General features: G+C 53.2%; 22 protein-coding genes. 14 read left to right on the forward strand and 8 right to left on the reverse strand.

Annotated elements, in window-relative coordinates; genetic code table 11:
• Positions 1-19: 19 nt before the first annotated feature.
• The 12 genes from GWK77_01375 (at position 20) to GWK77_01430 (ending at position 13,601) form a co-directional block, all read left to right on the forward strand.
• On the forward strand, positions 20-1,279 hold the full coding sequence (locus tag GWK77_01375) for a family 1 glycosylhydrolase (GenBank protein ID QHU92827.1): 1,260 nt from the start codon (positions 20-22) through the stop codon (positions 1,277-1,279).
• Positions 1,280-1,366: 87 nt separating this feature from the next.
• A complete protein-coding gene (locus GWK77_01380; GenBank protein ID QHU92828.1) occupies positions 1,367-3,172 on the forward strand; it encodes a hypothetical protein in 1,806 nt (601 codons plus the stop codon).
• Positions 3,169-3,579 carry a hypothetical protein gene (locus tag GWK77_01385; GenBank protein ID QHU92829.1) on the forward strand — a complete coding sequence of 137 codons (411 nt, stop codon included), beginning with the start codon at positions 3,169-3,171 and terminating at the stop codon, positions 3,577-3,579. The genes GWK77_01380 and GWK77_01385 overlap by 4 nt, the downstream gene beginning before the upstream one ends.
• 218 nt (positions 3,580-3,797) lie before the next feature.
• Positions 3,798-4,166, forward strand: a complete 369-nt coding sequence (locus GWK77_01390) for a cell division/cell wall cluster transcriptional repressor MraZ (protein ID QHU92830.1) — start codon at positions 3,798-3,800, stop codon at positions 4,164-4,166.
• A 395-nt stretch (positions 4,167-4,561) separates the two neighbouring features.
• Positions 4,562-5,479, forward strand: a complete 918-nt coding sequence (gene rsmH / locus GWK77_01395) for a 16S rRNA (cytosine(1402)-N(4))-methyltransferase RsmH (GenBank protein ID QHU92831.1) — start codon at positions 4,562-4,564, stop codon at positions 5,477-5,479.
• A gap of 196 nt (positions 5,480-5,675) precedes the next feature.
• Positions 5,676-6,080, forward strand: a complete 405-nt coding sequence (locus GWK77_01400; protein ID QHU92832.1) for a hypothetical protein — start codon at positions 5,676-5,678, stop codon at positions 6,078-6,080.
• Between the two features lie 35 nt (positions 6,081-6,115).
• Positions 6,116-7,864 carry a hypothetical protein gene (locus GWK77_01405; protein QHU92833.1) on the forward strand — a complete coding sequence of 583 codons (1,749 nt, stop codon included), beginning with the start codon at positions 6,116-6,118 and terminating at the stop codon, positions 7,862-7,864.
• 2 nt (positions 7,865-7,866) lie between these two features.
• Positions 7,867-8,904 carry a phospho-N-acetylmuramoyl-pentapeptide-transferase gene (mraY, locus tag GWK77_01410; GenBank protein ID QHU92834.1) on the forward strand — a complete coding sequence of 346 codons (1,038 nt, stop codon included), beginning with the start codon at positions 7,867-7,869 and terminating at the stop codon, positions 8,902-8,904.
• A complete protein-coding gene (locus tag GWK77_01415; protein QHU92835.1) occupies positions 8,897-10,180 on the forward strand; it encodes an FtsW/RodA/SpoVE family cell cycle protein in 1,284 nt (427 codons plus the stop codon). The genes mraY and GWK77_01415 overlap by 8 nt, the downstream gene beginning before the upstream one ends.
• Positions 10,113-11,276 (forward strand): hypothetical protein, encoded by a 1,164-nt coding sequence (locus tag GWK77_01420; GenBank protein QHU92836.1) that lies wholly within the window; start codon positions 10,113-10,115, stop codon positions 11,274-11,276. The genes GWK77_01415 and GWK77_01420 overlap by 68 nt, the downstream gene beginning before the upstream one ends.
• Positions 11,273-12,190 carry a hypothetical protein gene (locus GWK77_01425; GenBank protein QHU92837.1) on the forward strand — a complete coding sequence of 306 codons (918 nt, stop codon included), beginning with the start codon at positions 11,273-11,275 and terminating at the stop codon, positions 12,188-12,190. The genes GWK77_01420 and GWK77_01425 overlap by 4 nt, the downstream gene beginning before the upstream one ends.
• A gap of 1,117 nt (positions 12,191-13,307) precedes the next feature.
• Complete coding sequence (locus GWK77_01430) at positions 13,308-13,601, forward strand: hypothetical protein (GenBank protein ID QHU92838.1); 294 nt, start codon at positions 13,308-13,310, stop codon at positions 13,599-13,601.
• A gap of 58 nt (positions 13,602-13,659) precedes the next feature.
• Here the strand turns inward: GWK77_01430 and GWK77_01435 are convergent, their stop codons facing one another.
• The 5 genes from GWK77_01435 to dprA all read right to left on the reverse strand — a co-directional run bounded on the left by GWK77_01435 (position 13,660) and on the right by dprA (position 21,920).
• Complete coding sequence (locus GWK77_01435) at positions 13,660-16,308, reverse strand: type IV secretion system DNA-binding domain-containing protein (protein ID QHU92839.1); 2,649 nt, start codon at positions 16,306-16,308, stop codon at positions 13,660-13,662.
• A gap of 39 nt (positions 16,309-16,347) precedes the next feature.
• A complete protein-coding gene (locus GWK77_01440; protein QHU92840.1) occupies positions 16,348-17,403 on the reverse strand; it encodes a hypothetical protein in 1,056 nt (351 codons plus the stop codon).
• Between the two features lie 240 nt (positions 17,404-17,643).
• Positions 17,644-20,241, reverse strand: coding sequence for a type I DNA topoisomerase (gene topA / locus GWK77_01445; protein QHU92841.1), 2,598 nt, complete (start codon positions 20,239-20,241; stop codon positions 17,644-17,646).
• Positions 20,242-20,307: 66 nt separating this feature from the next.
• Entirely contained in the window at positions 20,308-20,985 is a 678-nt protein-coding gene (locus GWK77_01450) for a hypothetical protein (GenBank protein QHU92842.1), read from the reverse strand.
• Positions 20,986-21,047: 62 nt separating this feature from the next.
• On the reverse strand, positions 21,048-21,920 hold the full coding sequence (dprA, locus tag GWK77_01455) for a DNA-protecting protein DprA (GenBank protein QHU92843.1): 873 nt from the start codon (positions 21,918-21,920) through the stop codon (positions 21,048-21,050).
• 517 nt (positions 21,921-22,437) lie between these two features.
• Here dprA and GWK77_01460 point away from each other — a divergent pair.
• Positions 22,438-23,421: a hypothetical protein gene (locus tag GWK77_01460; protein ID QHU92844.1), complete on the forward strand. Its 984-nt coding sequence runs from the start codon at positions 22,438-22,440 to the stop codon at positions 23,419-23,421.
• Positions 23,422-23,485: 64 nt separating this feature from the next.
• Here the strand turns inward: GWK77_01460 and GWK77_01465 are convergent, their stop codons facing one another.
• A complete protein-coding gene (locus tag GWK77_01465; protein ID QHU92845.1) occupies positions 23,486-23,941 on the reverse strand; it encodes a hypothetical protein in 456 nt (151 codons plus the stop codon).
• 67 nt (positions 23,942-24,008) lie between these two features.
• Between GWK77_01465 and GWK77_01470 the strand changes: the two genes are divergently transcribed.
• The gene (locus GWK77_01470; GenBank protein ID QHU92846.1) at positions 24,009-24,776 is read left to right on the forward strand and encodes a methyltransferase domain-containing protein; all 768 of its coding nucleotides are present in this window, start codon (positions 24,009-24,011) and stop codon (positions 24,774-24,776) included.
• A 46-nt stretch (positions 24,777-24,822) separates the two neighbouring features.
• Here the strand turns inward: GWK77_01470 and GWK77_01475 are convergent, their stop codons facing one another.
• Positions 24,823-25,596 carry a TIGR03943 family protein gene (locus tag GWK77_01475; protein ID QHU92847.1) on the reverse strand — a complete coding sequence of 258 codons (774 nt, stop codon included), beginning with the start codon at positions 25,594-25,596 and terminating at the stop codon, positions 24,823-24,825.
• Positions 25,586-26,629: a permease gene (locus GWK77_01480; protein QHU92848.1), complete on the reverse strand. Its 1,044-nt coding sequence runs from the start codon at positions 26,627-26,629 to the stop codon at positions 25,586-25,588. The genes GWK77_01475 and GWK77_01480 overlap by 11 nt, the downstream gene beginning before the upstream one ends.
• Positions 26,630-26,651: the final 22 nt, after the last annotated feature.

Genomic DNA, 26,651 nt, shown 5'->3' on the forward strand with positions numbered 1-26,651 from the left:
CTTGGTATAATATACATTGATGACAGCGAAGCAATCTGAACGCATCGTGTTTCCGAAGAAGTTTTTATGGGGTGCAGCGACGTCGGCGCATCAGGTCGAGGGTGGCCTGGTGAACCAGTGGACGACGTGGGAGCTTGAACATGCCAAGCGGCTGTCCGTGCAGGCGCTGCATCAATTTGGTGATATTGACAGCTGGCCGCGCATCAAAAAAGAGGCGACCAGGTCTGACAACTACGTATCGGGGCGGGGTGTCGATCATTACCATCGCTATGAGGAAGATTTCGCGATTCTCAAGAGCCTCAACATGAATGCCTTTCGATTCTGTATTGAATGGGCGCGAATTGAGCCGCAAGAGGGCGCGTGGGATGCGGCGGCGATCGCCCACTATCGGACGTATCTACGGACGCTGAAAAAGATGGGTATTACACCGGTGGTGACGCTGTTTCATTTTACACTACCAGAGTGGTTTGCGGCCAAGGGCGGCTTTGAAAAGCGGCGCAATATCAAATATTTCGTGTATTACGTTGAGAAAGTTTTGAGCGAGTTGGGGCGCGACATTGAGTGGATCGTGACCATTAACGAGCCGACCGTGTACGCCGGCGAGAGCTACCTCGAGGGGCATTGGCCGCCGAATAAAACTCGTAAGCGTGATATGCTGCGCGTGCTCTATAACCTCGTTACGGCGCATAAAAAAGTGTATAAATTGACGCGTGCTCGCAAAAAGTGGAAGGTGTCGATGGCGCATCATCTGATCTATTGCTATCCTGGCGATGATGCGATTCTTAGTCGTGCTAGTGCGCGGGTGGCACATTATTTCTTGAACACGTGGGTGCTGCGTCGAGTGCGGCGGCATAGTGATTTCTTGGCGATCAATTATTACTTTGCCCGGCGGATTTATGGCTATCGGGCGCATGATCCGTATCTGAAGGTCAGTGATCTTGGCTGGGATATGCAGCCGGATAAATTGCAGTATCTACTGGAGGACGTAGCCGAGCGCTATCGGTTGCCGATTATGATTACCGAGAATGGGCTGGCGGACGGCACTGATAGCCAGCGGCAGTGGTGGCTGACCGAGACGATCAAGGCAATGCACGAGGCGCTAAAGCGCGATATCAAGCTGATTGGTTATCTACACTGGAGTCTGCTTGATAATTTTGAATGGGACAAGGGCTATTGGCCAAAGTTTGGTCTGGCGGCAGTCAACCGGCAGACCATGACCCGGACGGTACGGCCGAGCGCCCGCTGGTTTGCGGCGGTGATCAAGAAGCTGCGCGTGTAGCTTATCTAGGGGCGGTACTGGCGTAAGCTGTGGGCAAGGATAGCGCCGTTGACATTATTGATATATTATGCTACTATGCAACTAGTAATGACCGAAACAAATACGACTAACATTAGTGCTGCTGGCGAGGGGACGCCCCCGTCCCAGGTTGTTGAGGAGCCTCTCTTGTCAGAAACAAAAGGCGAAAAACCGGGCTTCTTGGGTAGGATAAGAAAGGCTGTGGGCAATTTGGCGTTGCGGCTTATAGCGTGCGGCGAAGACGGCCAAGCTAACAGAGACAATAGTGGTGCTGATAGTGAAAATTCTGATGGTGCGGAAGAAACAGCAGAAACACTTGACGATGAAACACTGCAGAGAATTGAGGAGATTGAGGAGCGGTGTGACTTCTACGTTGATATTCTTCTAGAGGACAGTGATATCGCAGATATGCTTATGTCTGGTAAGTATGAAGAAATAGAAAAATTTATACCTAATATAAGAGAGTTGGTTGCGAGTGATGGTCGGCTTAATCCAGAGTCGGAAGATTATGATTTTGATTACGCCGGGGATACTTTATTGCGCTTAGCACGAAATAGTGTTAAGGAGCTTTTTGGGAGACAGTATGAGCATATGCCAAAACTTACCGATAAACTGCGTCACGTAATGTGGGAGCTGATCAATTCAGTACGCTCTTTGGCTGATAGCTATGATCCCTCCTATATTTTTGACAATGAATACCAGCACTCAATGTTTGAACTGATAGGAGTCGAAAGGATGTTGCCCGAGGGGGTGGCCGAAGAGTTTAGGGACATGGTCCTCAGTGAGGTAGCTAGATATGTTACGATGTTGAACCATAATTGCGATTATGGTTACAAGACGACAATGAAGTGGTTGGAGGATCGTGGTTTTCCACCGTGCTACTGGCCGCGAGATGCAAGAGAACGAGAGGATTTTCCAGAGCCGCTGCGCCAAGTACTTGTTGAAGATGCGGTAAGCCATATCGACCACTTGGTAATTAGGTACTATGGCAGAGGAGATAGGGGGGAATGGGTAGATGCGGAGGTAATGCATAAATATTTTGAGGCGCGTTGGCTAGGCATGACTCCCTCCGAAATTTGTGGTAGTTATGATGGGAATCTGATTTACTATTGGCATCAGTGGGTTAACGATATGGACAAGGTTATTGATGGAGTTGGACTAGACAACGCCAAAAAGCTGCAGAAAGAACTTGGGATAACCCATTTTGGTGATTGGAGTCCAGAGACTTTGAGGGGTACGCTGAAGCTACTAGAAACTGGACGTACCGAATCCGGTAATCCAGCAACGATTATCGTCAGGGGTGCTACAGGAGACCATAACGGTGCTGCGGGGACGTATGGAGATATAGAATCCCCCAATACATTTGCTGTTGAAATAAACCATACGAGCGATCTGTCTCGTGTAGTAAAAAAGCTAGAAGGAGCTGGCGTCGATAGCAATACGTTTGATACGCTTGTCTTGTTTGGTCATGGTTCTGAGAGTCGTTTTTTCATGTCGTCGGACGAGAAGATACCGCCCAATCCTCGGAAATGGTACAATAAAAAAGGTATGCGTAGCCTGATAGAGACGCTGGGGATAGGCACGATCATACTAAACTCGTGTCATCCACTTGTGCGGGAAAAAAGATTTGATGCTCTTATGGTTGGTGACAAGCCACAGCAACGTAGAGGTACGGCGGTAGCGCTATCTAAGGCGTTTCCTGGGGTGCAGGTTATTAGCGGATTGGACGGGGCAACAAGTTCTTACATTATAAAGGGAACAGGCAATATGCAAATCACCACAGAAGACAAGGGTACAATAAACGCATCATCAATGACAGCAGTAACTAAAAACGGGTTAACACGTGTGCATAGAGAGGAGGTTAAAATCCAATGAGCGAGACAGTAGAAAGAAACAGCGGTCCATCACTACGAGAACAGTTACTCAAAGTATCACAGGAGATGAGTCAAACCCTCATTGACTGCGAGCAGGTGGCGCAGAATTATTTGGATAGTATAGCGGGTGCGATGCATCGTTTGGGTGTTAGTTCTCAGGATGTTACTCTTGGTCGGTTTGATGAAAACGGTGATGTGTCGAAGACCGAGTTCGACACGTATCGTATTTGTTGCGATAATACCGATGAAGGTGAAAGAGGTGATTGTCACGTCTATAAAGTTGCTGCTGATGAAAATTTGCGCGAGATTACTGCGCAAGGGGCAGATCTTGATACGTGCAATATATTAGAGCGACTTCAGCGTGAGTTATATCGCACGACCCGTGATGCGGTGCACCGTAACCAATAGTGTTTTAGTCGAGCACAGCACCACTAGACTTTTCCACAGAATCGTGGAAAAGTTTTTGTTTGGTAGGGAAATGGGTAGAAAGTGGGTAAAAAGGCTTGCATGTGGGTAGTTGTGGGTAGTATAGTGGAATCAGTGGAACGAATGTTGGCGGGTAACACCAACCAAAACAAACATCCACTGCGAAAAAACCAACTAATCTACCACGGAGGAAGGACGACGTGCAGACAGATTACTTTGAGCGAAAGTTGGACGACAAGCGGCGCTTGACGATCCCGGCCGAGCTCAGGGCAGAGTTTGCGTCTGGCGTTGTGTTGACCCGCGGGTTTGGCAACTATCTGCACCTGTATCCACAGCGAGTCTGGGATCGGGAAGTGGAGGGCGCGCTGACCGGAAGTATTCTGGATGAGCGTGTGGCCGACCTGAACGTCAAGTTTCGCCGCGGTAAAACCGCCTCGGCGCTCGACCAGAAACAGGGGCGAGTGACGATTGAGCAGCATTTACTCGACTATGCTGGCATTGACCGGGAAGTCGTGGCGGTGCGGGCGGGCGCGTATTTTCGGCTGATGGCGGCTGAGAATGCAGACTGATTAGCTGGTCTAGTACTTTAACAATTTGAAAACCTCTCGAGATCAACTATCTGGGTATTTGAAGATGGCAGGTGGCAATTTGCTCCACGATAAAAACGGCAACGTTCTTTCCTCAAAACACCTCCCAAAAAACTCCACCTCACACATAAGTCTCTTTTGGAAACTATGGTTGTCACTGATAATCATCACATTTCCACTCTTAGACAACAAAAACAAACAAAACACAAATACAAAACGGCCAGAATTAAATATCCAGTTAGGTGATCTCGAGCAGCAAAAGAGGAGGGGCTCACCCCTCCGGCAGCCAGCCGAACTAAATTCGTCTGCGCTGCCTCCTCCCCCTAAAGCTCGCTTACGCTCGTGCGGATCGGCTTGCGGGATGGTATACTTTTGCTATGAGTATTAAAGAACATCCACCACAGTCGGAAGCGCTTCAAGTGAGCGAACCGATTCATGTTCCCGTACTCCTTGAGGTGACCTTGGATAGGTTGCGGCCAGCCAGAGGCGAGAGGTATCTCGACCTGACGGCTGGCTATGGCGGCCATGCCAGGGAATTCTTGACGAGGACGGATAATTACTTGGGCGCAGTGCTGGTTGACCGCGATGATAAAGCGATTAGCACGCTGGGCGATTTGGCCGAAAAAGGCGCGACGCTGATTCACAAGGATTTTGTGAGCGCAGCGCAGGATTTGGTCAAGCAGGGACGTACATTTGACGTGATTTTGGCTGATTTGGGGGTGTCGTCACCGCAGCTTGACAGAGCAGAGAGAGGTTTTTCGTTTCGGTTTGACGGGCCGCTGGATATGCGGATGGATAATCGGACGGAAACGACGGCAGCGGATATCGTCAATTCGTATTCGGTTGATGAGCTGACGCGGCTGATTACTCGTTACGGCGAGGAAAGTCCCGGACGGGCCAGGCGGATTGCGCAGGCAATTGTTGGTGCCAGGCCGATTCGGGGAACGACTGAGCTGGCTGATCTGATCAAGCACACTGTCGGTCGCGGCGGGATGAAACATCATCCGGCGACTCGCACCTTTCAGGCACTGCGCATTGAAGTCAATCACGAACTTCGGCTAGTTGAGGAATTATTGCCGCTGCTGCCACGCCTTCTTAGCAGGGGCGGGCGGGTCGGAATAATTAGCTTTCATAGCCTAGAGGATCGATTGGTTAAGCGATATTGCTGGGAGCAAGCAGCTGCCGGTTACGAGGCCGAGCTGATCATCCCAGAGAAAAAACCGGTGTCTGGAACAGAAGATGTTCACAATCCGCGCAGTCGAAGCGCCAAGTTTCGCTACGCCGTGAAAACATAAACAAAAAGAAGGAGGGCGACACCATGCCAATCCACATCAAAGTACAATTCCAGGACGCAGAAGCAGCTGAGACCGTTGCGGTACGCCGCGGCTAAGTAAGCTCGCTTGATAGTTTTCCCGGAAAAAGTATGCAAGCTCGGCGGCTCGTTCTTCCACGATAGGGGCGAGCCGACCGGCCGTGTTTTCCTGTGTCTTGATGACACGCCGCCGAAAACCAAACCGTAACAAATTAAACACACAGAAATTATTTATGCACACACGCTCATCCACCACATTTACGCCGCGTCGTCCTGGGCCGCAGCTTCGCCGTAACCAGAACGCCACCCGTTTTCGATCACAGACCAAGCTCGGGCCAGTGGCGCATACGGTGTTGGTGGCGCTGATGATTATGGTGCTGGGGCTGGTGTACTTGACGCAGGCGACCAAGACGACGGCCTATGGTTACGAGGCGGAGGGGCTGGATTCGCAGTTGAATGAGCTGGCGACGAAAAAGTCAGAGCTAGAGGTACAGAATGCGCGGCTGACAGCACTCGAAAAGGTCAAGCATAGCAACGTCGCCTCGGCGATGAAAACACCGACACAGACGAACTACGCTCGCTAGCCTGGGGGTAAAAGTGGTACAATAGGACAAGCGGTATGAAACGTCACTTAACGCAATCTCGAACCGGCGTACTCGCTATCATTCTGTTGGGGATGATGGCGATTTTTGTGATGCGACTGTTTTATCTACAGATCATCAAGCACAGCGAATACGTGTCGCTGGCTCAGGCTAGCCAGCAGCGGCACTTCGTCATTCCTGCCGAGCGGGGCAAACTATATATGATGGATGGCGGCGCGCCCGTTCCCGCGGTGCTCAACCAGACGGTCTATACGGTGATCGCTGATCCGCAGACGGTCAAGCAAGAGCAGCGTCAGCAGATTATCGCAGCATTGCAGGAAATCGCGGGCGGCGAGGTAGTGAGTGACGCAGCCAAGCGGCTGGAGCGCACCACCTCTCGCTACGAAGTGCTGGCGCGTAATATTACGCGTACACAGGCCGAGAAGTTAAAGGCCAAGGATTTTGTCGGGGTCCTGTACCAAAAAGGCTCGATTCGCAACTATCCGGAGGGGCAGCTGGCGGCGCAGGTGCTAGGCTTCGTGAATGCTGAGGGCAAGGGTCAGTACGGAGTTGAAGGGGCGCTGAATGATAGGCTGAAGGGCCGCGATGGCTTGCTCAAAACAGTGGCGGATGTGCGTAATGTGCCGCTGACGCTGAGTAAGGATAACGTGCGTGTCGAGGCGAAGTCGGGCGAGAATGTGGCGTTGTCGATTGATCGAAATGTGCAGAGTCACGCCGAAGAAGCGCTCAAACGAGGTATCGAAAAGGCCGGCGCAACCGAGGGTAGTGTGATGGTGATGAATCCGAATAGTGGGCAGGTGCTAGCGATGGCAAATTATCCGACGTATAATCCAGCCGAGTACGCCAAGCAAAAAGACGCAGCAGTGTTTAGCAACGCGACGACGATGCTGCCGTTTGAGCCGGGTTCCATTGTCAAGACGTTCAGTATGGCGACAGGGATTGATAAGGGTGTGGTGACGCCGCAGTCAACGTACTCGAACACTGATTGTACTGAGGTGGGGGATCGGAAAATTTGTAATGCCCTAAGGGGGCTTGGCGGCACGACGAGTATGCAGAGTGCGTTTAACAATTCGCTCAATGTCGGCATGATCACGATTGCGCGGCGGCTGGGCGATGGATCGACGATCACCCCGGGTGCGCGACAGACGCTGTATGAGTATTATCACGAGAAATTTGGGTTTGGTGAGGCGACGGGGATTGAGTTAGCGGAGGCGCCGGGGCTACTCTATACGCCGAATCGGCCGGGGGCGGAGGTGAATTACGCCAATATTACGTTTGGGCAGGGTATGAATGCGACGATGGTGCAGGCAGCCAGTGCGTTTTGTTCGGTGGTGAATGGCGGGCAGTATTTTCGACCGACGGTGGTAGCTGGAACGGTGGATGTGAATGGCGGTTTGAGGCCTTCGGCTGCTTCACCGCTGCGCAGGACTATTTCTGAGCAGTCATCAGCCACGATGCGTGGCATGCTGTCAACAGCGCGGGCAGTTCTCAATCAGCGTATGCCCGATAAAGATAAGCCGGGCTATGATGTCGGCGGCAAGACCGGCACCTCAGAGACGCTGATCAATGGTAGCTATACCATGGACGAAACGGTAGCGACGTATATTGGCTATGGTGGCGCAAATCGCCCCGAGTATGTCATAATGGTACGTGTCGCGGCGCCTGGCAAGCGCAAGAACTTACAGGGTAACATTCACGCTGCACCAATTTTTACTGATATCTCCAACTGGATGATTGATTATATGAAATTAGCACCGAAGGGATAGCCATGGCAACTGCTTTACAAACAATGACCAACGAATTAACGCACGTATTTTTGCTCAGTGTCGGGGCGTTCTTACTAGCGATGTTTTTGACGCCGATTTATACGTTTTTTGCCTATCGATACCGGTTTTGGAAGCACCAGCGCGAAAATGCGGTGACAGGGGAAAAGCTTCAGGTATTTAATCGGCTGCATGAGGGAAAAATACGGCGCAATATTCCAACGATGGCTGGTGTTATCAGTGTGATCGCGGCTGGGCTGGTGACATTATTGTTTAATTTGGATCGAGCGCAGACATGGCTGCCACTGGCGGCGTTTGCTGGCGGTGCGGCGGTGGGGCTGATCGATGACTATTTGAATATTTTTGGTAGCAACAAGAAAGATGCTGGCATGCGTGCACCGGTTAAGTTTGCGCTGATTACGCTGATTGGTTTGGTGCTTGGTTGGTTTTTCTATGTCAAGTTGGGCGTGATGAGCTTTCATGTGCCGTTTATGGGAGATGTGAGTATTGGCTGGTTGATCATTCCGTTGTTTGCGTTTGCGGCGGTGGCGACTGGTAACGCAGTGAATATTTCTGATGGTTTGGATGGTTTGGCCGGTGGGCTACTGGGGATTAGCTTTGGGGCGTTTGGGGTGATTGCCTTGCTGCAACAACAGGTGTTACTGGCGGGATTCTGCTTCACGGTGGTTGGTGTGTTACTGAGCTATCTCTGGTTTAACATCTATCCAGCACGGTTTTTCATGGGCGATGTTGGTAGTTTTGCTTACGGGGTAAGTTTGGGGGTGGTGGCAATGCTGACTAATTCATTGCTGCTGCTGCCGGTGATTGGGTTGTTGTTTGTGATCGAGGCGGGCTCGAGCTTGATCCAGATTGTGAGCAAAAAACTCTTTAAGCGCAAAATTTTCTTGTCAGCGCCAATCCATCATCACCTGGAGGCCAGCGGTTGGCCAGAAACTAAAGTGACGATGCGATTTTGGGTGATTGGCTGCGTGATGGCGTTTATCGGCGTGATGCTGGCGCTGGCGGGGGGTCATATTGCGTAACCGCACTGCCACCTCAACCGCCAAGGCGGTGCGTCGACATCGGCCGATGTATCAGATCGTGCTGTACATGGGGCTGTTATTGATGCTCGGGCTGGTGGTGATGTATGCGTTGGGACCGCAGCGGGCGAATGTGTTGAATCATACGCACGGCGCGAATTATAGCGACACCTTCTTTTTTAATAAGCAGCTGGCCAGTGTCATCACCGCTGTGGTGGCGTTTGGAGTGGCGGCGATATTGCCGTATCGGTGGTTGACCGAGGCGTGGGCCAAGCGGCTGTTTGTGGCGGGCTTGGCAGCGTGTTTCTTGTTGGTGGTTTGTGGGGCGTTGCTGCATCTGCCGTTTGCATCGGACACCAACGGTGCGTACCGCTGGTTTTATCTGGGTGGACTGGGTAGTTTTCAGCCGGCGGAGTTATTGAAATTTGGCTTACTATTGTTTGTGGCTGGATTTTTGGCCAAGCGGGTGCGTCAAGGCAAGATCAATGATATCAACGAGACGCTGATCCCGCTGGGTATTGTTATGGCGGTGTCGATGTTTGTGGTGGTGGTACTGCAGAAAGATTTGGGGACGGGTGTGTCGCTCGTAGCGCTGGTGCTGTCGGTGTTAGCGGTGTCGGGGATGGACGCTCGGCTACTGCGGCGCATTGTGTTCATTATCGCGGCGGCGGCGTTGGTGCTGACGTTCTCGTCGCCGCACCGCATCGAGCGCGTGATGACCTTTATCCAGGGTGATACGCATCAATCAGCCAGCCGGGATGAAAATAATTATCATATCCAGCAGGCGCGCATCGCCCTCGGCTCGGGTGGCCTACTGGGCCTCGGCATCGGTAAAAGCGTGCAGGCGACGGGCTACCTGCCGGAGGCGATTAACGACTCGATTTTTGCAGTGATGGGTGAGACCTTTGGTTTTGTTGGTTTGTTGGTTATCTTGGCACTGTTTTCGGCGCTGCTGCTGAGCCTGCTCAAGGTGACGTCGCGGCTGGCTGATATGCACCTAAGGCTAGTGGTGGCGGGCGTGTTTGGCTGGGTGGCGTCGCATGTGCTGATGAATATTGGCTCAATGACGGGGATTATTCCGATGACTGGTATCTCACTGCCGCTGCTCAGTTATGGCGGCACCAGCATGTTATTTATCGCAGCGGCGCTGGGTCTGGCATTTCAACTGTCAGCCTATACGGCGCACAAACCATTAATGGAAGGAGAGGGAAGTGGCAAAGATCTTGGCGGTCGGCGGCGGCTCGGGCGGACACGTTACGCCAGTCGTGGCAGTGTGTAAGGAGTTGCGCTCATCGGGTGATCACGAATTGCGGTTTTGGTGTGATCGGAAGTTTGGCGCTAGTGCTCGCGGTATTTTTGGTAAATTTGACGAGGCGATCCCGGTTGAGTTGATTATCGCTGGCAAAATCCGCCGCTACCACGGTAAAAGCATGACGTTTCATCTTCGTCCGTCAATTTTGCTACCGAATCTGCGTGATATCTTTTTGGTTGGTATTGGGTTTATTCAGAGCTTTTGTAAGTTGCTCAGGTGGCGGCCGGATGTGATTTTTATCAAGGGCGGCTACGTGTGCCTGCCGGTTGGCTATGCGGCGCGGCTGCTGAAGATTCCGCTGGTGCTGCATGATTCGGATGCGCATCCAGGGCTAACTAATCGGCTATTGGCGCCATTTGCTGCCAAGATCGGCACCGGGGCGCCGCTGGAGCATTATAATTATCCTGATGTCAAGGCGGAGTATGTCGGCATTCCGGTGGCTGAGGAATTTCGACCATACAGCGCGACCGAGCGGCGGCAACTAAAGGCCAAGTTTGGCTTCGATCCGGCGCGGCCACTGGTGGTGGTGACTGGCGGTGGACTGGGAGCAGCGCGCCTCAACGAGGTGGTGGTAGCCACGCGCGAGCAGCTGCTGGCTGAGGCGTCGGTGTTCTTGATCTCTGGTAAGCATCAGTTTGACGAGCTGAAAGAGCGTGTTGATAGTCGGGCGGGCTGGCGATTGGAAGCGTTTGTTAACCACGGCATGGCCGAAGTATTGGCAGCAGCGGATGTGGTGGTGGCGCGGGCTGGTGCGACGACGCTGCTGGAGCTGGCGGCACTGCATAAACCAGCGGTGATCGTGCCGAATGGTATGTTGACGGCTGGTCATCAGCTCAAGAATGCCAAGGTGTATCAGGACGCGCTGGCGGCAGTGATCGTTGAGGAGTCGACGCTGGAGCAGACGCCAGAGGTGCTGAGCAAGAAGGTCATTGGCCTCGTCAAGTCACCGCGGATCTTGGCCGGCCTCGGGCGAAACATCGGTACATTTGCGAAGCCCAACGCCGCCAAGGACATGGCAGCGATGCTCCTCACCGTCATTCGTCGACAGGGGAGACGTCGGTGAAATTACCCTTTTCTCGGGCAAAATCTACGCCGACCACACGCCGCGAAATTGCAGCTCGTCGTCAAGCGGCGCTGATTAACGAGGATAGTTCATTCGAGACAGCCTATCGTCGTAATCGCAATCTCAACACCCGCCACACTGCCTCGCCAGTCGAGACCTCAGAGCGCACGGTTCAGCATGCGAAATCTCGACGTCGCCGGACGCGGTGGATTATGTTACTCAGCAGTGCGCTGGTGCTTGTCGTCATTGGTCTACTCGCATGGCAATGTACCGTCACGGTCTCGGTACAAACGCCAGACGCGGCGAGCGCCAAAGAGGCCGATCGCTACCACCGCCTCATCGATGAATATCTCAGTGCACGTCCGGTCGAGCGATTCTTATTTGTACTGAATCACCAGTCGCTGGCTAGTTTTTTCCTCGAGAAAGCCCCGGAGGTCAAGACGGTTCGCCTCGAGGCCGACCAGCTCGCTAGGCCGCGCCTCAAGCTTACCTTTCGCCAGCCAGTCGTCCAGTGGACTTCTGGCGATAAGAGCTATTTTGTTGACGACGCAGGCGTGACATTCTCGACCACCTACGCGAGCTCGCCGTCAGTCATCGTCAAAGACCAGAGCGGTGTGCCGACTGCCGCCGGCCAGGAGGTTATCAATCGCCATTTCCTTAGCTTTCTCGGTCAAGCTGTTGCCGGCTTTCGTGAGCACCAGCTAGAGGTTACGGAAATTATCCTGCCGCAAAACACCGTCCGCCAGGCGCTTCTGTCAATCAAGGGCCGTCCATACAGTATTAAAATGACCACCGACAGGGAGGCGGCAGCACAGGTAGCGCAAGCGGTCAAGGCTATGGCGTTCTTCCAGAGTAGTGGCGCGGCTCCTGCGTATATCGATGTGCGCGTCAATCAGCGGGTGTTTTATAAGTAGCGGATAGGGGTGATCTATGTCTCACCGGGTTATACGGGGCCGCACCACTAACAGGGTAGAGACGGAGCCCATTACTCCGCTAGTTCGCTTTTTGTTCGTTTATCAGAGGATTAAGAAAAACATAGTTATAATATCAAAATAGCAAAAAATCAAATAAGGTGCTTGTGGAAAAAATAGAGCAGGGGAATAAAATAGGAAAAAGTCAAATGTTTGTAGGCTTAACCAGCGGGATGCTGTGTTTGTCGTGCATGGTCTCGTATAAGCGCATATGCCCATGCTGGGTGGTGCCTTGTGATGTGGAAAAGTCTACGAGTTACGCCTAGATTGTAACAACGTTTAGTTTGGTAAGGCCTAGCTTGATATTTATTTGAGAGACGGAGACGACGCTGGCGCTGGAGGCATCCCAAACTCCCCCGGCTGAAAGTCGAAAGTGGTTAGTGTGGCCTGTTCTGTTTATGGTAGCTTGAACGTATCCTGGTATTAGCACTCACCGTAGTATGGTGAAAGTATGGAGGAGATCCCCCACCGTAAGAGGTGTTAGGCGAAAAAGTTATAAAGGGTATATTAAGTGTATGTATAACGAAGTTTAGCGTATCAAAATAACCATAATACGTAAAAGCTACCTTGTGCGACATTAAATTATCTACGAAAAGACGCATGCTCTATCGTCTCTTCGCGATAATATTTTTTGTTTTGTATGTAATGTTAGCTTGGCTTTGGCTGCCCTTTACTGGACGCCCCGTGCTGTTACCGTGATTGACGGATAAATCTACCGAATGCGGTTTTGCGGAATTTATTGAAAACTTTGTTTTACTTACCTCGGCGTTTTATGTTTTATGGTGATTGAGCACTCTTGGTTGTTATAGTACCCATTGTTGTATCCGTCCAGGTTTGCTATATATGGACTGCGATACAACGATACGGCCTGTATGTGCGTAATCTTGGCAGCCTAAAGCCGCTTGAACCGCTAATGTGATAAGTTCGCTTTTTGTTCTATATATTTCCAAGTAACTTGAATTGTATCTAGTTTGAGAAGGGGGTTTATAGTTAAACATAGTTTAAATTATGGTTACTTCCCTATCGTTTCGTATGTGCTATAATTATAAAGGGAGATAAGATGGAGTTATCAAAGCTTTTCGGAAGAAAAATTGATAAAACAAGGGTCTATGCTCCAGACGGCGGGGCGGATCTTTTTGTTGATTCAGCGCTACGCGAATGGGACCTAGACGATACTCCTACTGAACCAGAGCTAAGTGAAGGAAGTCGTGATCTCCACGATAAACTATTTGCGGAAAGCATGCGCCTTGTCGAGGAAGGGGAAGATTATAAAGGGCATCAAGATCTCATCGAGCTTATTCGTGCTTCTATAAACAGAAATGCCCAGGACGATCGGGATACTGCAGGTAGCTGATGTTTTTCATGATGAGACGATCTAGAGGAATCTCTGGTGTGTAAGCCATAAATTATACTTATGTCGAACTCTTCTTCCGTCGTCGTCGGCGTTTCTTCGGTGTGGTGGTGTCGGTAGCTGCTGATTCAAATGCGCTGTTGCCGCGGATTTGCAAGATGACTTCGCCGCTGTCTGTGACGGGTTCGGGTTGTGGTGCGGGGTGTTGGGTGTTAGTGGCCGTGGCTCCCTGCACCGGTTGATTAGTGGCCGCCTGAACGGGCTGGGCTAGTGCGGCTGCGGCGACGGCTTGCGGGCGCGGTGGCATGATGACGGCGGCAATTTCTCGCTCAACGTCTTCCCGGCTCCGTGAGTACATACGCCGCGAATGTTCGATGATGTGCGGTGTGTTGTCGGCTTGGCTTGGTGGGAGCTCGAGGGTGCGCGCGGAGAAAGCCGGGGTCTTCTCTCCCCCGATGACCATATTGATGACGAAATTACGATTGTGCATCTGTAAGAGGTCGACGGCTTCAAAATTCGGCTCAAATTGTTTGGCGAGGATTGGTGCGTCGTCGGCAGACACGCGGAACGAGATCATGGTGCCAACATTGCCAAACACCGCGTCGCGCACGGTTTCGTTCATCTGTGAGATGTACTGGTTGGCGACGGTCAGATTGAGGCCGTATTTGCGGGCTTCAGACAGGATGGTGGCAAATGAATCGGTGGCAAAGTTCTGGAACTCGTCGACGTAAAGATAGAATGGGCGGCGGTCGCGGATGTCAGGGATGTCAGAGCGCGACATGGCAGCCAGCTGAATCTTGGTGACCAGGAATGAGCCGAGGATGGCGGCGTTGTCCTCGCCGATCAAACCCTTGGACAAATTGACGATGAGAATTCTGCCTTCGTCCATAATTTGGCGGATGTTGAAGGTGGATTTGGGCTGGCCGATGATGTTGCGGATGATGGGGTTGGCGGTAAAGGCGCCGACCTTGTTGAGGACTGGCGCGACCGCTTCGGCGACGAATTTGTCGTTCCAGCTGGCGAATTCGACGTTCCAGAACTGCAAGACCACGGTGTCACGGCAATAGCCTAGCGTTTCTTTGCGGAAGTTTTTATCAGTCAGCATGCGAGTGATGTCGAGCATGGTTGTTTCTGGGCGGTCGAGCAGCGCCAGGATGGTGTAGCGCAAAATGTACTCCAGCCGCGGGCCCCAACTCTCGCCAAACATACGCTTCAGAACGCCGATGACCTCTGATGAAATATTGGTTTTTTGGTTCGGGTTGGTGACTTCCAGCGGGTTGAAGCCGAGTGGATAGGCAGTGTCGGCCGGGTTGAAATAGACGACGTCGTTCAGCCGTGAGCCGGGGATGAATTTCATATTGTTGATGGCGAAGTCGCCGTGCGGGTCGATGATGGCGTAGCCTTGATTGTGAAAGATGTCGCTGAGCGCGAACAGCTCCAGTAAACCCGACTTACCTGCCCCCGTCTGGCCGATGATGTAGACGTGGCGCGAGCGGTCGTAGCGCAGCATGCCGAATTGATGGTTGATGCCGCGGAAATTGGTGACGCCAAAGGCGGAAATTTGGTCGTCATTGGCGTCGCTGCCGGTCAGAACAGGCAGCTTGGACGGCGGTTCGGCGGTTTTGGCGCTGGCCCAGACGATGTTTGGCGTCTCGACATTGGTGTGCGGCAAGTGAAAGACAGAAGCTAGCTCTTCGATGTTCAAGATGTAGCCATCGCCGTAAAACGCGCGCTTGCGGTACTTGTCGAGAAACTCCTTGCCGAACGCACCCTTGACGGCGCGAAAGCCGTTGAGGTTGGTTGAGTTGAATTGCTTAAAAGCACCGACCAGCGCCTGCATATGTAGCTTGGCGCTGGTTTGATCTTCACCGAGGTACGCCAGGCGGATCTTGACGTCGTAGCCTAATTTAGTGGCCTTCTTCTCTGCCTCAGAAACGCGCGTCTTGTCACGCTCAGATAGCTCGGGCGCTTTTTTGCCATCACTTCCCTGGCCCGGTGGTCTCCAGAGGGCCTCGAGTAGCGTACCGATCCATTGCAGGCCGCCACCGCCGAGCCCGGGGATGAGTTTATGCCCACTCTTGACGCTGGCGATCCAGCGATCAGCGGACTGTTGCCAGCTGTCGGCGATCGGCCTGATGAGTACCTGCACCCAGAGTTCCTCGCCGGTCAATTCTAGCTTGGCCAGCGTACCGGTAATTCCCGCCAGTGGATCGACTTCAAAGGTTTGAAAGGTGCGAATTGGCAAGAACTCTGGCGCCGTCAAGGTTAGCTCAGTGGTGTACACGGTGGAGTGCTCACGCTCGTGCTCGGTGTAATCTTCGCTGGCGACGTGGATTTGAACGGTTGGGTACTGGGCGTAAATTTGTCCCTCGACGAAGCTCTGTAGCGTCCGGGGTACCCAGACGTAAAAACGAATTTGACCGTTGACCGAGGCGATTTCAAAGCTGATATGCTCCTGTCGCCCGCCCGATAACCTAAGTTCGCGTTTGTCGCGCAAGATACCGTGCAGGCTGGCGAATAATTGCTCGGCGGCTAGTTCTTTCTTGTCGTTGGCTTTGGGGATTTCGAGTACTAATAACACACTCTCGGTCGGTTCGAATTCGTCGGCCCGCTGATAGTTGCGCCACGTCAAGAATGACAGCACGGCTGTGATGGGTATCCAGACGTACCACTGTGTTAAAAAACTAATCATCGAAGAGATAATTTCCATGCTATTTCATTATCTCACCCCTTATAGATAAATGCAAACCTAGGCTTCGCTGACCAGAATGTAGGTGGCCTTGGCGGAGCGTTGGAATTGCGGTTTGGCTTGCAAGTTGAGCAGAATGGTGGTTTCTTTGACTTGACGCTTGTCGAGGACGCGCTTCACGATTTCATCGCGGTGCAGCGGCTCGCCGGCCTCGCGTAGGACGCTGGCAATGATGTCAGCGACGGTACCGCGAGCGTAGCCCCATGATTCGAGGGCGTAGATGCCGCGGCCTATCAGGACGAAGCGTTTGTCTTTGATGAGCTCATTGTGAATGGCTTGGATGGTGACATCTTTGCGCTTGAAATCGCTGTCCTTGATGGCTTTAGCGATGTCCGAGAAGTGCATTGGCTGGCCGTTGCTGTCGAGAATGACGAAAATCTTGTCACGAATGGTTTTTGGGTTGACGAGCGGCCACTTGATCAGGCCCCACAGGCCGCGGAGGTGAGCTAGTTTCTTGCTGATCGAAGCGAGCGCGGCAATGTTGGATGGGTGTTCGTAATTGAGCGTTTTGTGTAGTTCCTCAGCGGTGACTGGCTCGCCGTGCTGTTTGATGGCTTTGACAATTTCTTCGACTTGCTTCTTGATATTCTTCTCGTCGTTTGGCGTGCCGATGATGGCTGAGTGGTAATAGTCATCGTTCTCGGTGATGATGTTGATCGACGGATTGAGCTCGGCGATAAAGGCGACGTGTGATCGTTCGCTATCGGTGACATCCCGGCCGAGGACGTGCTTGGCGAGATTATGCAGCGGTGCAGCTCGGCCCATTTCTGACAGGTGTGAGGTAACCATCTTTTCAGCGGCCGAGGCACTTGGTATGCCGCCGTCAGCCACCAACAGGCGCAGACGAACGAGGATAGCCTTCTCGAGCTGGCGGACACGCTCACGAGTGATTCCGAGCATGTCGCCGATCTGCTCCAGCGTCTCTTTGCTGCCGTATAAACCAAAGCGACGGCTAATAATCTCTTTCTCGCGCTCCTGCGGAATTTGCGCCAAAACATCCTCGGCCGCTTGCCGAAGCTGCTTGTCTGGTGCGCTCTGTTCTTGTGTGTCGCTCATGGCTTTATGTTAAATCCTCTCTGCCTCACCTCAGAAGTTATGTTGATATATGACGATATTGCTATTATACAATAAAATATTTTCGTGTCAAGCAAGTCGTATAGTACGCCATAATTATAGCATGTATTTAACAATTTTTGCAATGAAATGGTGTGATAGTTTTTAATTTTGTGAATTATGGGAATGTGGTCTATGCAGCACTAATAAAATATGGCTTGATTAGGTTATTTTATGAGTCAATTATTTCTTTGCACGGCTGCTCTTTCTCGGGGATTTGGATGGTTTGGCCGAGGCGCGGCCGCGGCGAGTGGGTTTTGCGGGTGCGGCCTTTAGGAGCTCCAAGGCCTGCTCGTGAGTGATGGTTTTTGGGTCGGTGTCTTTGGGGATTTTGGCGTTTTTCGTGCCGTCGGTGATGTACGGGCCAAAGCGACCGTTAAGGACTTTGACGCCGTCACCAAAATCAGCGATGTTTTTCTCGGCTTCGGCCTGGAGCTTGGCGGCGTAGAGTTCGCGGGCTTTTTCTGGGGTGATGGTGTGCGGGTCTTCAGGCTTGATGGAGACGAAGAGCTTGCCAACTTGGATGTATGGACCAAAGCGGCCGATGTTGGCCTTGATGTCTTGTCCGTCTTCGGTTTGACCGACGACGCGCGGTAGTTTGAACATTTCTAGTGCCTGCTCTAAGGTGACGGTCTCAATTTTCGCGCCCTTCGGTAGCGGTGCAAAGCGTGGCTTGTCCTCGTCGTCAGTGGCTCCCAGCTGCAACATTGGACCGAAGCGGCCAAAGCGCGCCAGGATTGGCTTGCCAGATTTTGGATCGATGCCGACTTCGCGGTTGGCGCCGACTTTACTGCGGTCGATGCCGCCTGATTGTTCAATCAATTTGTGAAATGGCATGTAAAATCCGTGGAGCATGGCGCTTTTAGCCAGATCAGCGGCGGCGATTTTATCAAATTCAGTTTCGACATTGGCGGTGAAATCATAGTCAACGATTTGCGTGAAATGGTCGGTCAAAAAGTCGGCGATCAGTTCCCCGCTTGGCGTTGGGATGAGCTTGCCGCGGGTGGAACCGGTTTTTTCCTGAACGACGTCGCGGCTGACCTCTTCGCCGTTGTAGCTGAGGACGATGACGTCGCGCGGCTGGCCTTCGCTGTCACCTTTTTCGACGTAGCCGCGGGTCTGTACGGTGTCGATGATAGTGGCGTAGGTGCTTGGCCGGCCAATACCGAGGTCTTCGAGCTTCTTAACCAGTGAGCCTTCGGTATAGCGGGCCGGTGGACGGGCGAAGGTTTGGCGGGCGGTGATGTCGTGGGTTTCAAGTGTGTCGCCAGAGTGGAGCTTCGGCAAGATTTCGTCTTTGCCGCCGCCGTACACGCGCAAGAAGCCGTCAAAGGTGATGACTTCGCCTTTGGCTTCGAAGTGTAGGTCTGTTGCGGTCGCATCTCGGACATCGTCAGCAAAATCGGCATCACCAGCGCCACGCTCCTTCTCTGGAGTACTCTTTTCGCTTGCATCTCCACTGGAGATACTACGCGAGCGTTCGGCTGAAACGTCCGCTCCTCGCGAACGTTTCACAGCCTCCAGCGCGGGAGGTGTCGCTGGCGCTGGCGCATCTGGCGCGAGTGGCGTCTCAGAAAAAATCTGGGCTGGCTTATGTGGGTCCCGGATTGTTTTATGAGATGCCCGAGCGCCGCCGATAGCAATTACCACCGTGGTCTTCTCCAATTTCGCTGCCGACATTTGGGATGCCAGGGTGCGGCGGCGGATGAGGTCGTAGAGTTTTTGGTCGTACTCGTTGGAGGTGACGATTTCGCGGGTGATGTCGGTCGGGCGGATGGCCTCGTGGGCTTCTTGGGCGGAGGCGGATTTGGTTTTGAATTTGCGGACGGTGGAATAATCTGGGCCGTACAGCCGCTTGATAAAGTCGGTGGCGCTGGCGATAGCCTGCCCGCTCAAATTGACCGAGTCGGTACGCATGTAGGTGATTTTACCGTCTTGGTAGAGCCGCTGGGCCGAGGCCATGGTGGCTTTGGAGCTGAAGCCAAGCTTGGCGTTGGCCTCCTGCTGCAGAGTCGAGGTCGTGAACGGCGCGGCTGGGTTGCGAGTGCCGGGCGTCTTGGAGATGTCGCTGACGGTGAATGTGGCTGGCTTGAGACTGTTCAAGAATTCGTGGGCGGCTGCTTCGGAATCAAATTTCTGGTTGAGCTCGGCTTTGAATTCTTGGTTATCATGGATGAATATGGCGGTCACCTTGAACTGTGAGCTGCCCTCGAACTTCATAATTTCTCGTTCGCGTTCGACTAACAGACGTACTGCCGGGCTCTGGACGCGGCCGGCTGACTTGCCGCCCGGTACTTTTTGCCAGACCACGGGGCTGAGCTCAAAACCAACCAGCCGGTCGAGGATTTGCCGGGCTTGCTGTGCCTGCACCAGGTTCATGTCGACGGTGCGCGGGTTCTGGATGGCGGTGGTGATAGCGTCCTTGGTGATCTCGTGAAAGACGATGCGCCTGGTCGTCTCAATCGGCAAATCCAGCACTTTACAGAGATGCCAAGCGATGGCCTCCCCTTCGCGGTCTTCATCGGTGGCCAGCCAGACATTGTCTTTGCCGACGGCCTTGACGTTTTTCTTTAGCTCGGTGATGACTTTCTTTTTCTCGGGATCGACTTCGTAGACAGCAAAAAAATCATTCGCCACATCAATTGGTGGCGTGCCGTCCTTGGTTTTTTTGACGATTGAGCGGATATGTCCCACGCTTGATAAGACATGAAAATCCTTGCCCAAGTACTTTTCAATGGTTTTCGCTTTAGCTGGCGACTCGACGATGACGAGATTTTTCATAACTTTATATTATATCAAATCACCTCGCAACCACAACCGCCGAGGGTGTTTGGGCGCGAGAGCCTCTTATTGCTGTCGGCGTATTTCTTCCTTGACTTGCTTACTGAGTTTGGCGGCACGTATCATATATTGAGCGGCTGCTAGGCTGGCAAATGGTAAGTATACTTTAGATACTCCGTCACCGAGGCTACGGAGTATCTTTGCTGTTTTCTCGTGGCCAAACGACCTTGCTGAACCGCTGAGTATGTATAGTGATGTTGCGGTCGATACGAGGGCGCTACTGATACGGCCGGCCTGTGTTGGTCGGAGCGGTTTGGCCTGGTCGGGGAGTTGGCGGTGCTTTTGTTCCGCTATGAGCGTGGCTATTGCTTTGGTCGCCTCGAGGCTGGTCATAGATGCAACGACAGTCTTTGAGGCGAGGCCGTCTTCTACTATCTTTAGGAGTGCAGTGGCGGCGACCACTTTATCTCTGATGGGGTCAAGCTTGATGCCAAGTTTTGATTGCTGATGGAGGCGTCTCGCTAGTGCTCCATCAGCCTTGTCTGACAGTTCGCCAACGACCAAGGCGGCGATACCCTTAACGGTGTCAGCGTTTTGGATGCCGTATATGCTGCATAGTCCACCTACTATGGTAACGAGATTGGGTAGCGTGAGTATGTCGTCTGATACCTCTGGGTCGATAGGGGTGTCTGGATTATGGCACGTTTCAATGGTTGTATTGGGCCTTGATAATTCTCTATTCATTGAGACTAGCATAGCATCGTGGCAGAAGCGCCACAAGCATAGACGCATTGTTGACACTAGTACTAGTTAAGGGTCCAATTATTCGCCCCAAGCGGTTTGACTACGCCGTTGATCTCTAGCATGGTTAGCGCCGTGGCGAAGTCGGCTGGGGTGAGGCCGGATTGTTGTTGTAGTTGGTCGCCGTCTCTCAGGCCGGCCCGGAGCAAGCCAATGATAGTGTTTTCGGCTGGGGTTTCACCGAGGGGGACGATGGTTTGGTCGGTGACGGGTTGAGTGGCTGACGGGGCGATAGCGTCGAGGATGTCCGTAGCGGTGGTGGCGACGAGGGCGCCTTGTTTGAGTAGCGCGTTGCAGCCGGCAGACAGCGGACTGGTGATATTGCCTGGCACGGCAAAGACATCGCGGCCTTGGGACAAGGCGTGGGCGGCGGTGTTCAGCGTGCCGCTGCGTTCGGCGGCCTCGGTGATGATGACGGCGTCAGCCAAGCCGGAGACCAAGCGGTTGCGCTCTAGAAAGCTCCAGCGATTGACGATTTTACCGTCGCCTTTTTTCCACTCGGATAGAATAGCGCCGCCGTTTTCGATGATGTTCATAGCTAATTTGTAATTGGTTTGCGGCGAGATGTCAGGTAGTTCATTGGGAATGACACCGATGACTGTGCCGCCAGCCTCGAGGGCGGCTTTCTGGGCAATGCCGTCGATGCCGAGCGCCAAGCCACTGACGATGATACAGCCGGCTGTTGCCAGGTCGCCCGCCAGCTGCTCAGTCACCTCCCGGCCGTACGCCGAGGGTTTGCGTGAGCCAACGATTGCCACGACCGGTGCGCCGCTATCTGGCAAATTTCCCATGAAACACAAGCTTTTCGGTGGATTAGCAATACTTGCCAACCTCTGGGTAAAATTATGCTCATCTGGATGGATTCTATTGATTTCCATGACTTTTGTGATAAAAAGTATTGACATGTTGTCAAATGCTTGCTATAATCAGGAGCGATTGGTTAGTTAAAGCGCTAATCAAAAGCACCTTATACCCCCTATTCTAACTAATATGTTAGGTTGCGCGCAATGGCATTAAGTATTCTTACCCTCCACTTTTTGCGATTCAACGTTACGCGCATACTAACCCCTTTAACTGCCCTTTTTTGAAGGCGACCTCTGTTAAGGTGAGCACTGGATGGTGTTGATATTATAATCAGGCGCGGACTTTTGGAGTTTTAGTCACGACGCTTCACTGAGACGGTAGCTCGGGTGGGTTGAAGGGTAACAAAGCGCCAGGTGATGCCCACCCTTACCTGGCGCTTTTTTAGTTGGGTTTTTGATGTGATCTTGCACCGTGTAAGTGAAGATTGGGCGTGAATTAGTGTGAGGTGACCTGCCGGAAAGCGAGACGTTAGATGAATATGCGTGAGCATAATATTGACTTTTTGTCTCTAAAATAGTATAGTGAAGGCATATGACGCAGATAATTGAGCACGATACCTTAGTCAAGTTAAGCCAAGAGCGCCCGTTGGTGTTTCGAGCCCAAGCGGCCGCCGTCTTGGTACGTGTGCCGCGGCGATTTCGACGAGACGCGCGGGTGCTGAATCGTAGCAAGCGCACAATGCACGACATGTTGACGGCATGGCGGGACGAATGGTTGCCGAGGCTAGAGACAATTGCTTCGGCACATAACGCGACAATGTTGCAACAAGCCTTACGGGAGGATTTGCTGGCTGAGACGTCGTCGCAGCAACGGCTGATCGCCATGATGATACCGGTGCGGCTCGAGGAGGAGCGACTGGCCTTTGCGGGGTCACAGTTTACGTCAAAGCGAGAGAAAAAGCCGTATCAGCGAACGCTAGCGTTTGCCCGGCAGCCAATTGAGGTCTGTCGGCAGCAGGTTGAAGATTTTATGCGGTACGAACTGTACCGGGCGGTGCTCTCTGAGGTCGGTGTGACTGTGGTGGACAAGCAGGCCTGGGGGCTGGTACGATGCTGGCAGCGGCTGCGGGCCGGTCGTCAGGTCAAGAAACTACGGCGCGAGGTAACGCGGCGGTTGGCGGCAATTGAGCGAGAAATGGCGGCGATTGAACAGGAGCGCGGTGGCTTGGCGGCGCGGCTGTTCGGGCTGAATATTGATTATGTGACGGTGTTGGCAGCGCGACAGGAGTACGAAAAGGCGCTGGGCCGGCTGAGTAAAAAAGCGGCCGAGAGCCCGGCCAAGCGGCTGGCACTATACGAGAAAAAGACCGAAGCGATTCGCGAGGAATACCTCGATACGGTGCCGGGCGTGGCGAATTTGTCAGAAGCGCAGCGGGCGGTCAAGGAAATTGATTCGGTGCTGCTCGCGATTTTTGACCTAGACGCGACCGCGCGCAACGAACTGATGAGCGCGTTTAAGCGCTACCGGGCGCTGACGCGTGAGCGCGACATGCTACGGGCAAAGCTTGAGGTGTAGTTTGTAAGAGAGTATCGGGTCCCGTATGTTTGCTATTTTTGGGTGGCTGCTGCCCGGCGGTCGGCTAGGCTTGGCTCGTCGTTTTGGTCTTGGTTGGGTCGGGCTGCGTATCACCAGCTGCCATGCAGGCCTGGCACACTCCTTCGAGTTCAAAGTGGTGGCGCTCGACACGGAAGTGATGGCGCCGGCCGATCAAGGTGATGAGCCGCTCTAGCTCTGGTGTCTCCAGCGGTTCGGCGTTATGACAGCGCGTACAGTAGAGGTGGTGGTGATGCTTGATAAATGGCTCGGCGAGCTCATAACGGACTTTCCAACCGATGTGGATGGTGTTAATGACGTGGAGCTCGTGAAAGGTTTCGAGAATGCGATAGATGCTGGTGCGGTTAGTGTTCGGGCAACGCTTGGCGATTTCGGCGATGGTCAGTGGTACGTCGATAGATTCGAGTGCCGTAAAGACTTCGCAGCGTGATTTGGTCAGGCGAAGGTCGGCTTGGCGAAAGATGTCGCGTAAGGTATCCATGTCGCAATTGTAGCACTTATTGCGACAAAATTGCAATAAGCTACACAATACGCCATACTGATGAGTTATGGATAAATGTATTAAACGAGTGCTGAGCTTGCCGCAGCTCACACCTTCTGAGGAAGTTAATGCGGCATTTACCAAATTAGTTGAGACAGTGGTGGCGCACGGTGAGGAGCCGCTACTGTGCGACGAGGATATTCGCCGTCAGGTGCAGCAGCGCTGCGCGGTAGCCGAAGGAAAACTGGAGCAGTACTGGTCGAGGCGTATCACGAAGGCGGATAACCCGTGGGCAAAGCTGGAAGCGTTTCCGTATCATGAGAATTATAAAGAGTTGACGCGGCGTGAGATTGGACTACTGGGGCGAGCTGGGCTGTGGCTGTGTGACTCCTCGGAGGTTGCGATGATCGGTAGCGGGCCGTTGCCGCTGACGGGCTGGTGGTTGCATCAATTAACGGGAGCGCAGATTACCCATATTGATGCATCGAACGAGGCGATTGAGTTATCACGCGGCCTTGCCACGGCACTTAATTGGCCGGGTAAATTTGTGACTGGTCTGGGTCAGTCGGTAGCGTTGGATGAGGGGCGGTATGATGCGATATATGTGGCGGGGCTGGCTGGCGAAACGCTGGCGGAAAAGCAAGCAATTGTTGATCATGTACGACCAGCGCTCAAACCAGATGGGCGACTGATCGCGCGCGGGGCGTACGGGGCGCGCACCCTGCTCTATCCAGGATTTGATGCTCACGCTTTTGAGGGTGTGCGGCTGATGGAGGAATATCATCCGACCGATGAGGTGATTAATTCAGTCTTTGTGTATAAGCCCGTGCAGTAACGAAGTGTAGCACTAATTGATACATTGTCGCAATAATAACGAGTAGCTAAACACCGAGGAATTCGTATGGATTGGCTGGTTCGGTGGTTGGGGTGATGGTGGGGTTAGTGAGCACATAGACAGCTCGGCCGCCGGATAGCTCACGTTTAACCTGGCCGCGCACTTGTAGCCACTGGTTGTTGCGGTAACGCTCGGCGTCTGGGGATTTAACGAGGATATTGATCGGGGTGCTGTCGACGGCGCAGCAGCTGATAACGAAGCGCGAGAGCTCGAAATAGCGGTTGTCGTAAAAGCCACTCGGGTCGCGCGCCACGAAGCCAGTGACGTCGATGGTTACGCTGTCAAAAAAGCTGTCATTCGGGCAGTCATCAAACGCGTTACGCCAGCGGTTCATGGAAACGGGCTTGCCGTCAAGCGGCTCTGGTTTTTCGCAGCGGCCGGTCGTGCTGGTTGGCCCGGACGTGGCGCGGTTGGCGGCGCTGGACGAGGACAGTGGGCGCGGCGGCAGGACGATGGCCAGAGCGAGGATGCCGGCGGTGATGATTGAAAGTAGAGAGATTTTACGCCGCGGCTTTTCTGGGTGCTTCGTGGTTGTCGCGCCAGCGGAGGCTCGTCGCTTCCCTGCTGGGTTATGGCGTAGCTGCAAGATGATATCGAGGATTAGTAACATACCGCCAGTCATGGCCGCCACGACGGCGAGCAGATGGTAGCGCGGATGAATGTAAAAGCCGAGCTGGCCGCGGACGGCGATGAGGATGATGTAGCCACAGGCGAGTAGCCCACCGCCAGCGCGTAACAATGAGCCGAACTTAGCGTGCATATAGATTGACTCCGATCCCTATCGCGAGTGACAGACTGAAAATAATGAGCATAACCAGCAGGATAAATCGCGGGCGGAAGGTGCTTCTCATGAGGAGAATGAGCTTGATGTCGATCATCGGGCCAGTTAGCAGAAAGGCGAGAACGGAGCCATTGGTAAAGATACGGGCGTAGGCCAACGCAAAAAACGCATCGACGCTGGAGCAGATAGAGACGACAAAGCCGAGGCCGATCATGGCGATGACCGACAGGATGATGTCGCCGCCGACGGCGTTGATGATGGAGCGCGGGACGAAGACTTGGGTGGCGGCAGCGATCATGGCGCCGAGGACGAGCATGGTGGTGAGTTGCCAAAATTCGTTGCGAGAATCAGCGAGAATGTGGCGAAAGGTCGTTGGGTGACGGTCGGTGCAGGAGGCAGCAAATGACGGCTGGAGGACGTGTCTGGGGTGAATGAAGCTGACGATCAAAGCGGTCAGCTGGACGATCAGAAAGCCAAAGCCGATGCGCCACCAGACCATGCGTGGTTCAAAACTAAAGGCGGTCATGGTGGCGATGATGGTGATCGGATTGAGGATCGGCGCGGCGAGGAGAAAGCTGATGACGTCGGCGGGTTTGAGGCCGTGCGCTAGGAGGCTGCGGGCGACTGGCACATTGCCGCACTCGCAGACTGGCAGCGCAATGCCGACGAGCGAGAGGAGAATGCGGCGGATGAGCGTGTGTTTGGGTAGGATTTTCAGCAATCGGTCTGGCGGTAGGAAGCGGCGGATGAGAGCGGAAACAATGATGCCGATGATGAGAAACGGTGTGGCCTCAACGATGACGCTGCAGGTTAGTGTCAGGAAATCCTGTGCCAATGGCGCCAACGTCTCGGCCCATGTGTGCGGCGGATGAGCAATCAGCCAGAGGTCGATTTGTAAACCATACTGCATCACAACGATGCCAAACAGGCCGACGATAGTCCATCGGATTGCATCGCTGTGGTTTTTGAACCAGGCGCCAGCGTGCTGATATATTGTCTGTAGTGACGGCATAGTTTCTATTATACTACTCTCC

This window comes from Candidatus Saccharibacteria bacterium oral taxon 488 (genome assembly GCA_010202645.1).
GTDB lineage: Bacteria > Patescibacteriota > Saccharimonadia > Saccharimonadales > Saccharimonadaceae > Nanosynbacter.

What these genes read in the sequence shown, in the direction of transcription:
- GWK77_01375 (QHU92827.1), top strand. Translation starts at nt 20, where the DNA reads ATGACAGCGAAGCAATCTGAACGCATCGTGTTTCCGAAGAAGTTTTTA.
- GWK77_01380 (QHU92828.1), top strand. Translation starts at nt 1,367, where the DNA reads ATGACCGAAACAAATACGACTAACATTAGTGCTGCTGGCGAGGGGACG.
- GWK77_01385 (QHU92829.1), top strand. Translation starts at nt 3,169, where the DNA reads ATGAGCGAGACAGTAGAAAGAAACAGCGGTCCATCACTACGAGAACAG.
- rsmH (QHU92831.1), top strand. Translation starts at nt 4,562, where the DNA reads ATGAGTATTAAAGAACATCCACCACAGTCGGAAGCGCTTCAAGTGAGC.
- GWK77_01400 (QHU92832.1), top strand. Translation starts at nt 5,676, where the DNA reads ATGACACGCCGCCGAAAACCAAACCGTAACAAATTAAACACACAGAAA.
- GWK77_01405 (QHU92833.1), top strand. Translation starts at nt 6,116, where the DNA reads ATGAAACGTCACTTAACGCAATCTCGAACCGGCGTACTCGCTATCATT.
- mraY (QHU92834.1), top strand. Translation starts at nt 7,867, where the DNA reads ATGGCAACTGCTTTACAAACAATGACCAACGAATTAACGCACGTATTT.
- GWK77_01430 (QHU92838.1), top strand. Translation starts at nt 13,308, where the DNA reads ATGGAGTTATCAAAGCTTTTCGGAAGAAAAATTGATAAAACAAGGGTC.
- GWK77_01435 (QHU92839.1), bottom strand. Translation starts at nt 16,308, where the DNA reads ATGGAAATTATCTCTTCGATGATTAGTTTTTTAACACAGTGGTACGTC.
- GWK77_01440 (QHU92840.1), bottom strand. Translation starts at nt 17,403, where the DNA reads ATGAGCGACACACAAGAACAGAGCGCACCAGACAAGCAGCTTCGGCAA.
- topA (QHU92841.1), bottom strand. Translation starts at nt 20,241, where the DNA reads ATGAAAAATCTCGTCATCGTCGAGTCGCCAGCTAAAGCGAAAACCATT.
- GWK77_01450 (QHU92842.1), bottom strand. Translation starts at nt 20,985, where the DNA reads ATGAATAGAGAATTATCAAGGCCCAATACAACCATTGAAACGTGCCAT.
- dprA (QHU92843.1), bottom strand. Translation starts at nt 21,920, where the DNA reads ATGGAAATCAATAGAATCCATCCAGATGAGCATAATTTTACCCAGAGG.
- GWK77_01460 (QHU92844.1), top strand. Translation starts at nt 22,438, where the DNA reads ATGACGCAGATAATTGAGCACGATACCTTAGTCAAGTTAAGCCAAGAG.
- GWK77_01465 (QHU92845.1), bottom strand. Translation starts at nt 23,941, where the DNA reads ATGGATACCTTACGCGACATCTTTCGCCAAGCCGACCTTCGCCTGACC.
- GWK77_01470 (QHU92846.1), top strand. Translation starts at nt 24,009, where the DNA reads ATGGATAAATGTATTAAACGAGTGCTGAGCTTGCCGCAGCTCACACCT.
- GWK77_01475 (QHU92847.1), bottom strand. Translation starts at nt 25,596, where the DNA reads ATGCACGCTAAGTTCGGCTCATTGTTACGCGCTGGCGGTGGGCTACTC.
- GWK77_01480 (QHU92848.1), bottom strand. Translation starts at nt 26,629, where the DNA reads ATGCCGTCACTACAGACAATATATCAGCACGCTGGCGCCTGGTTCAAA.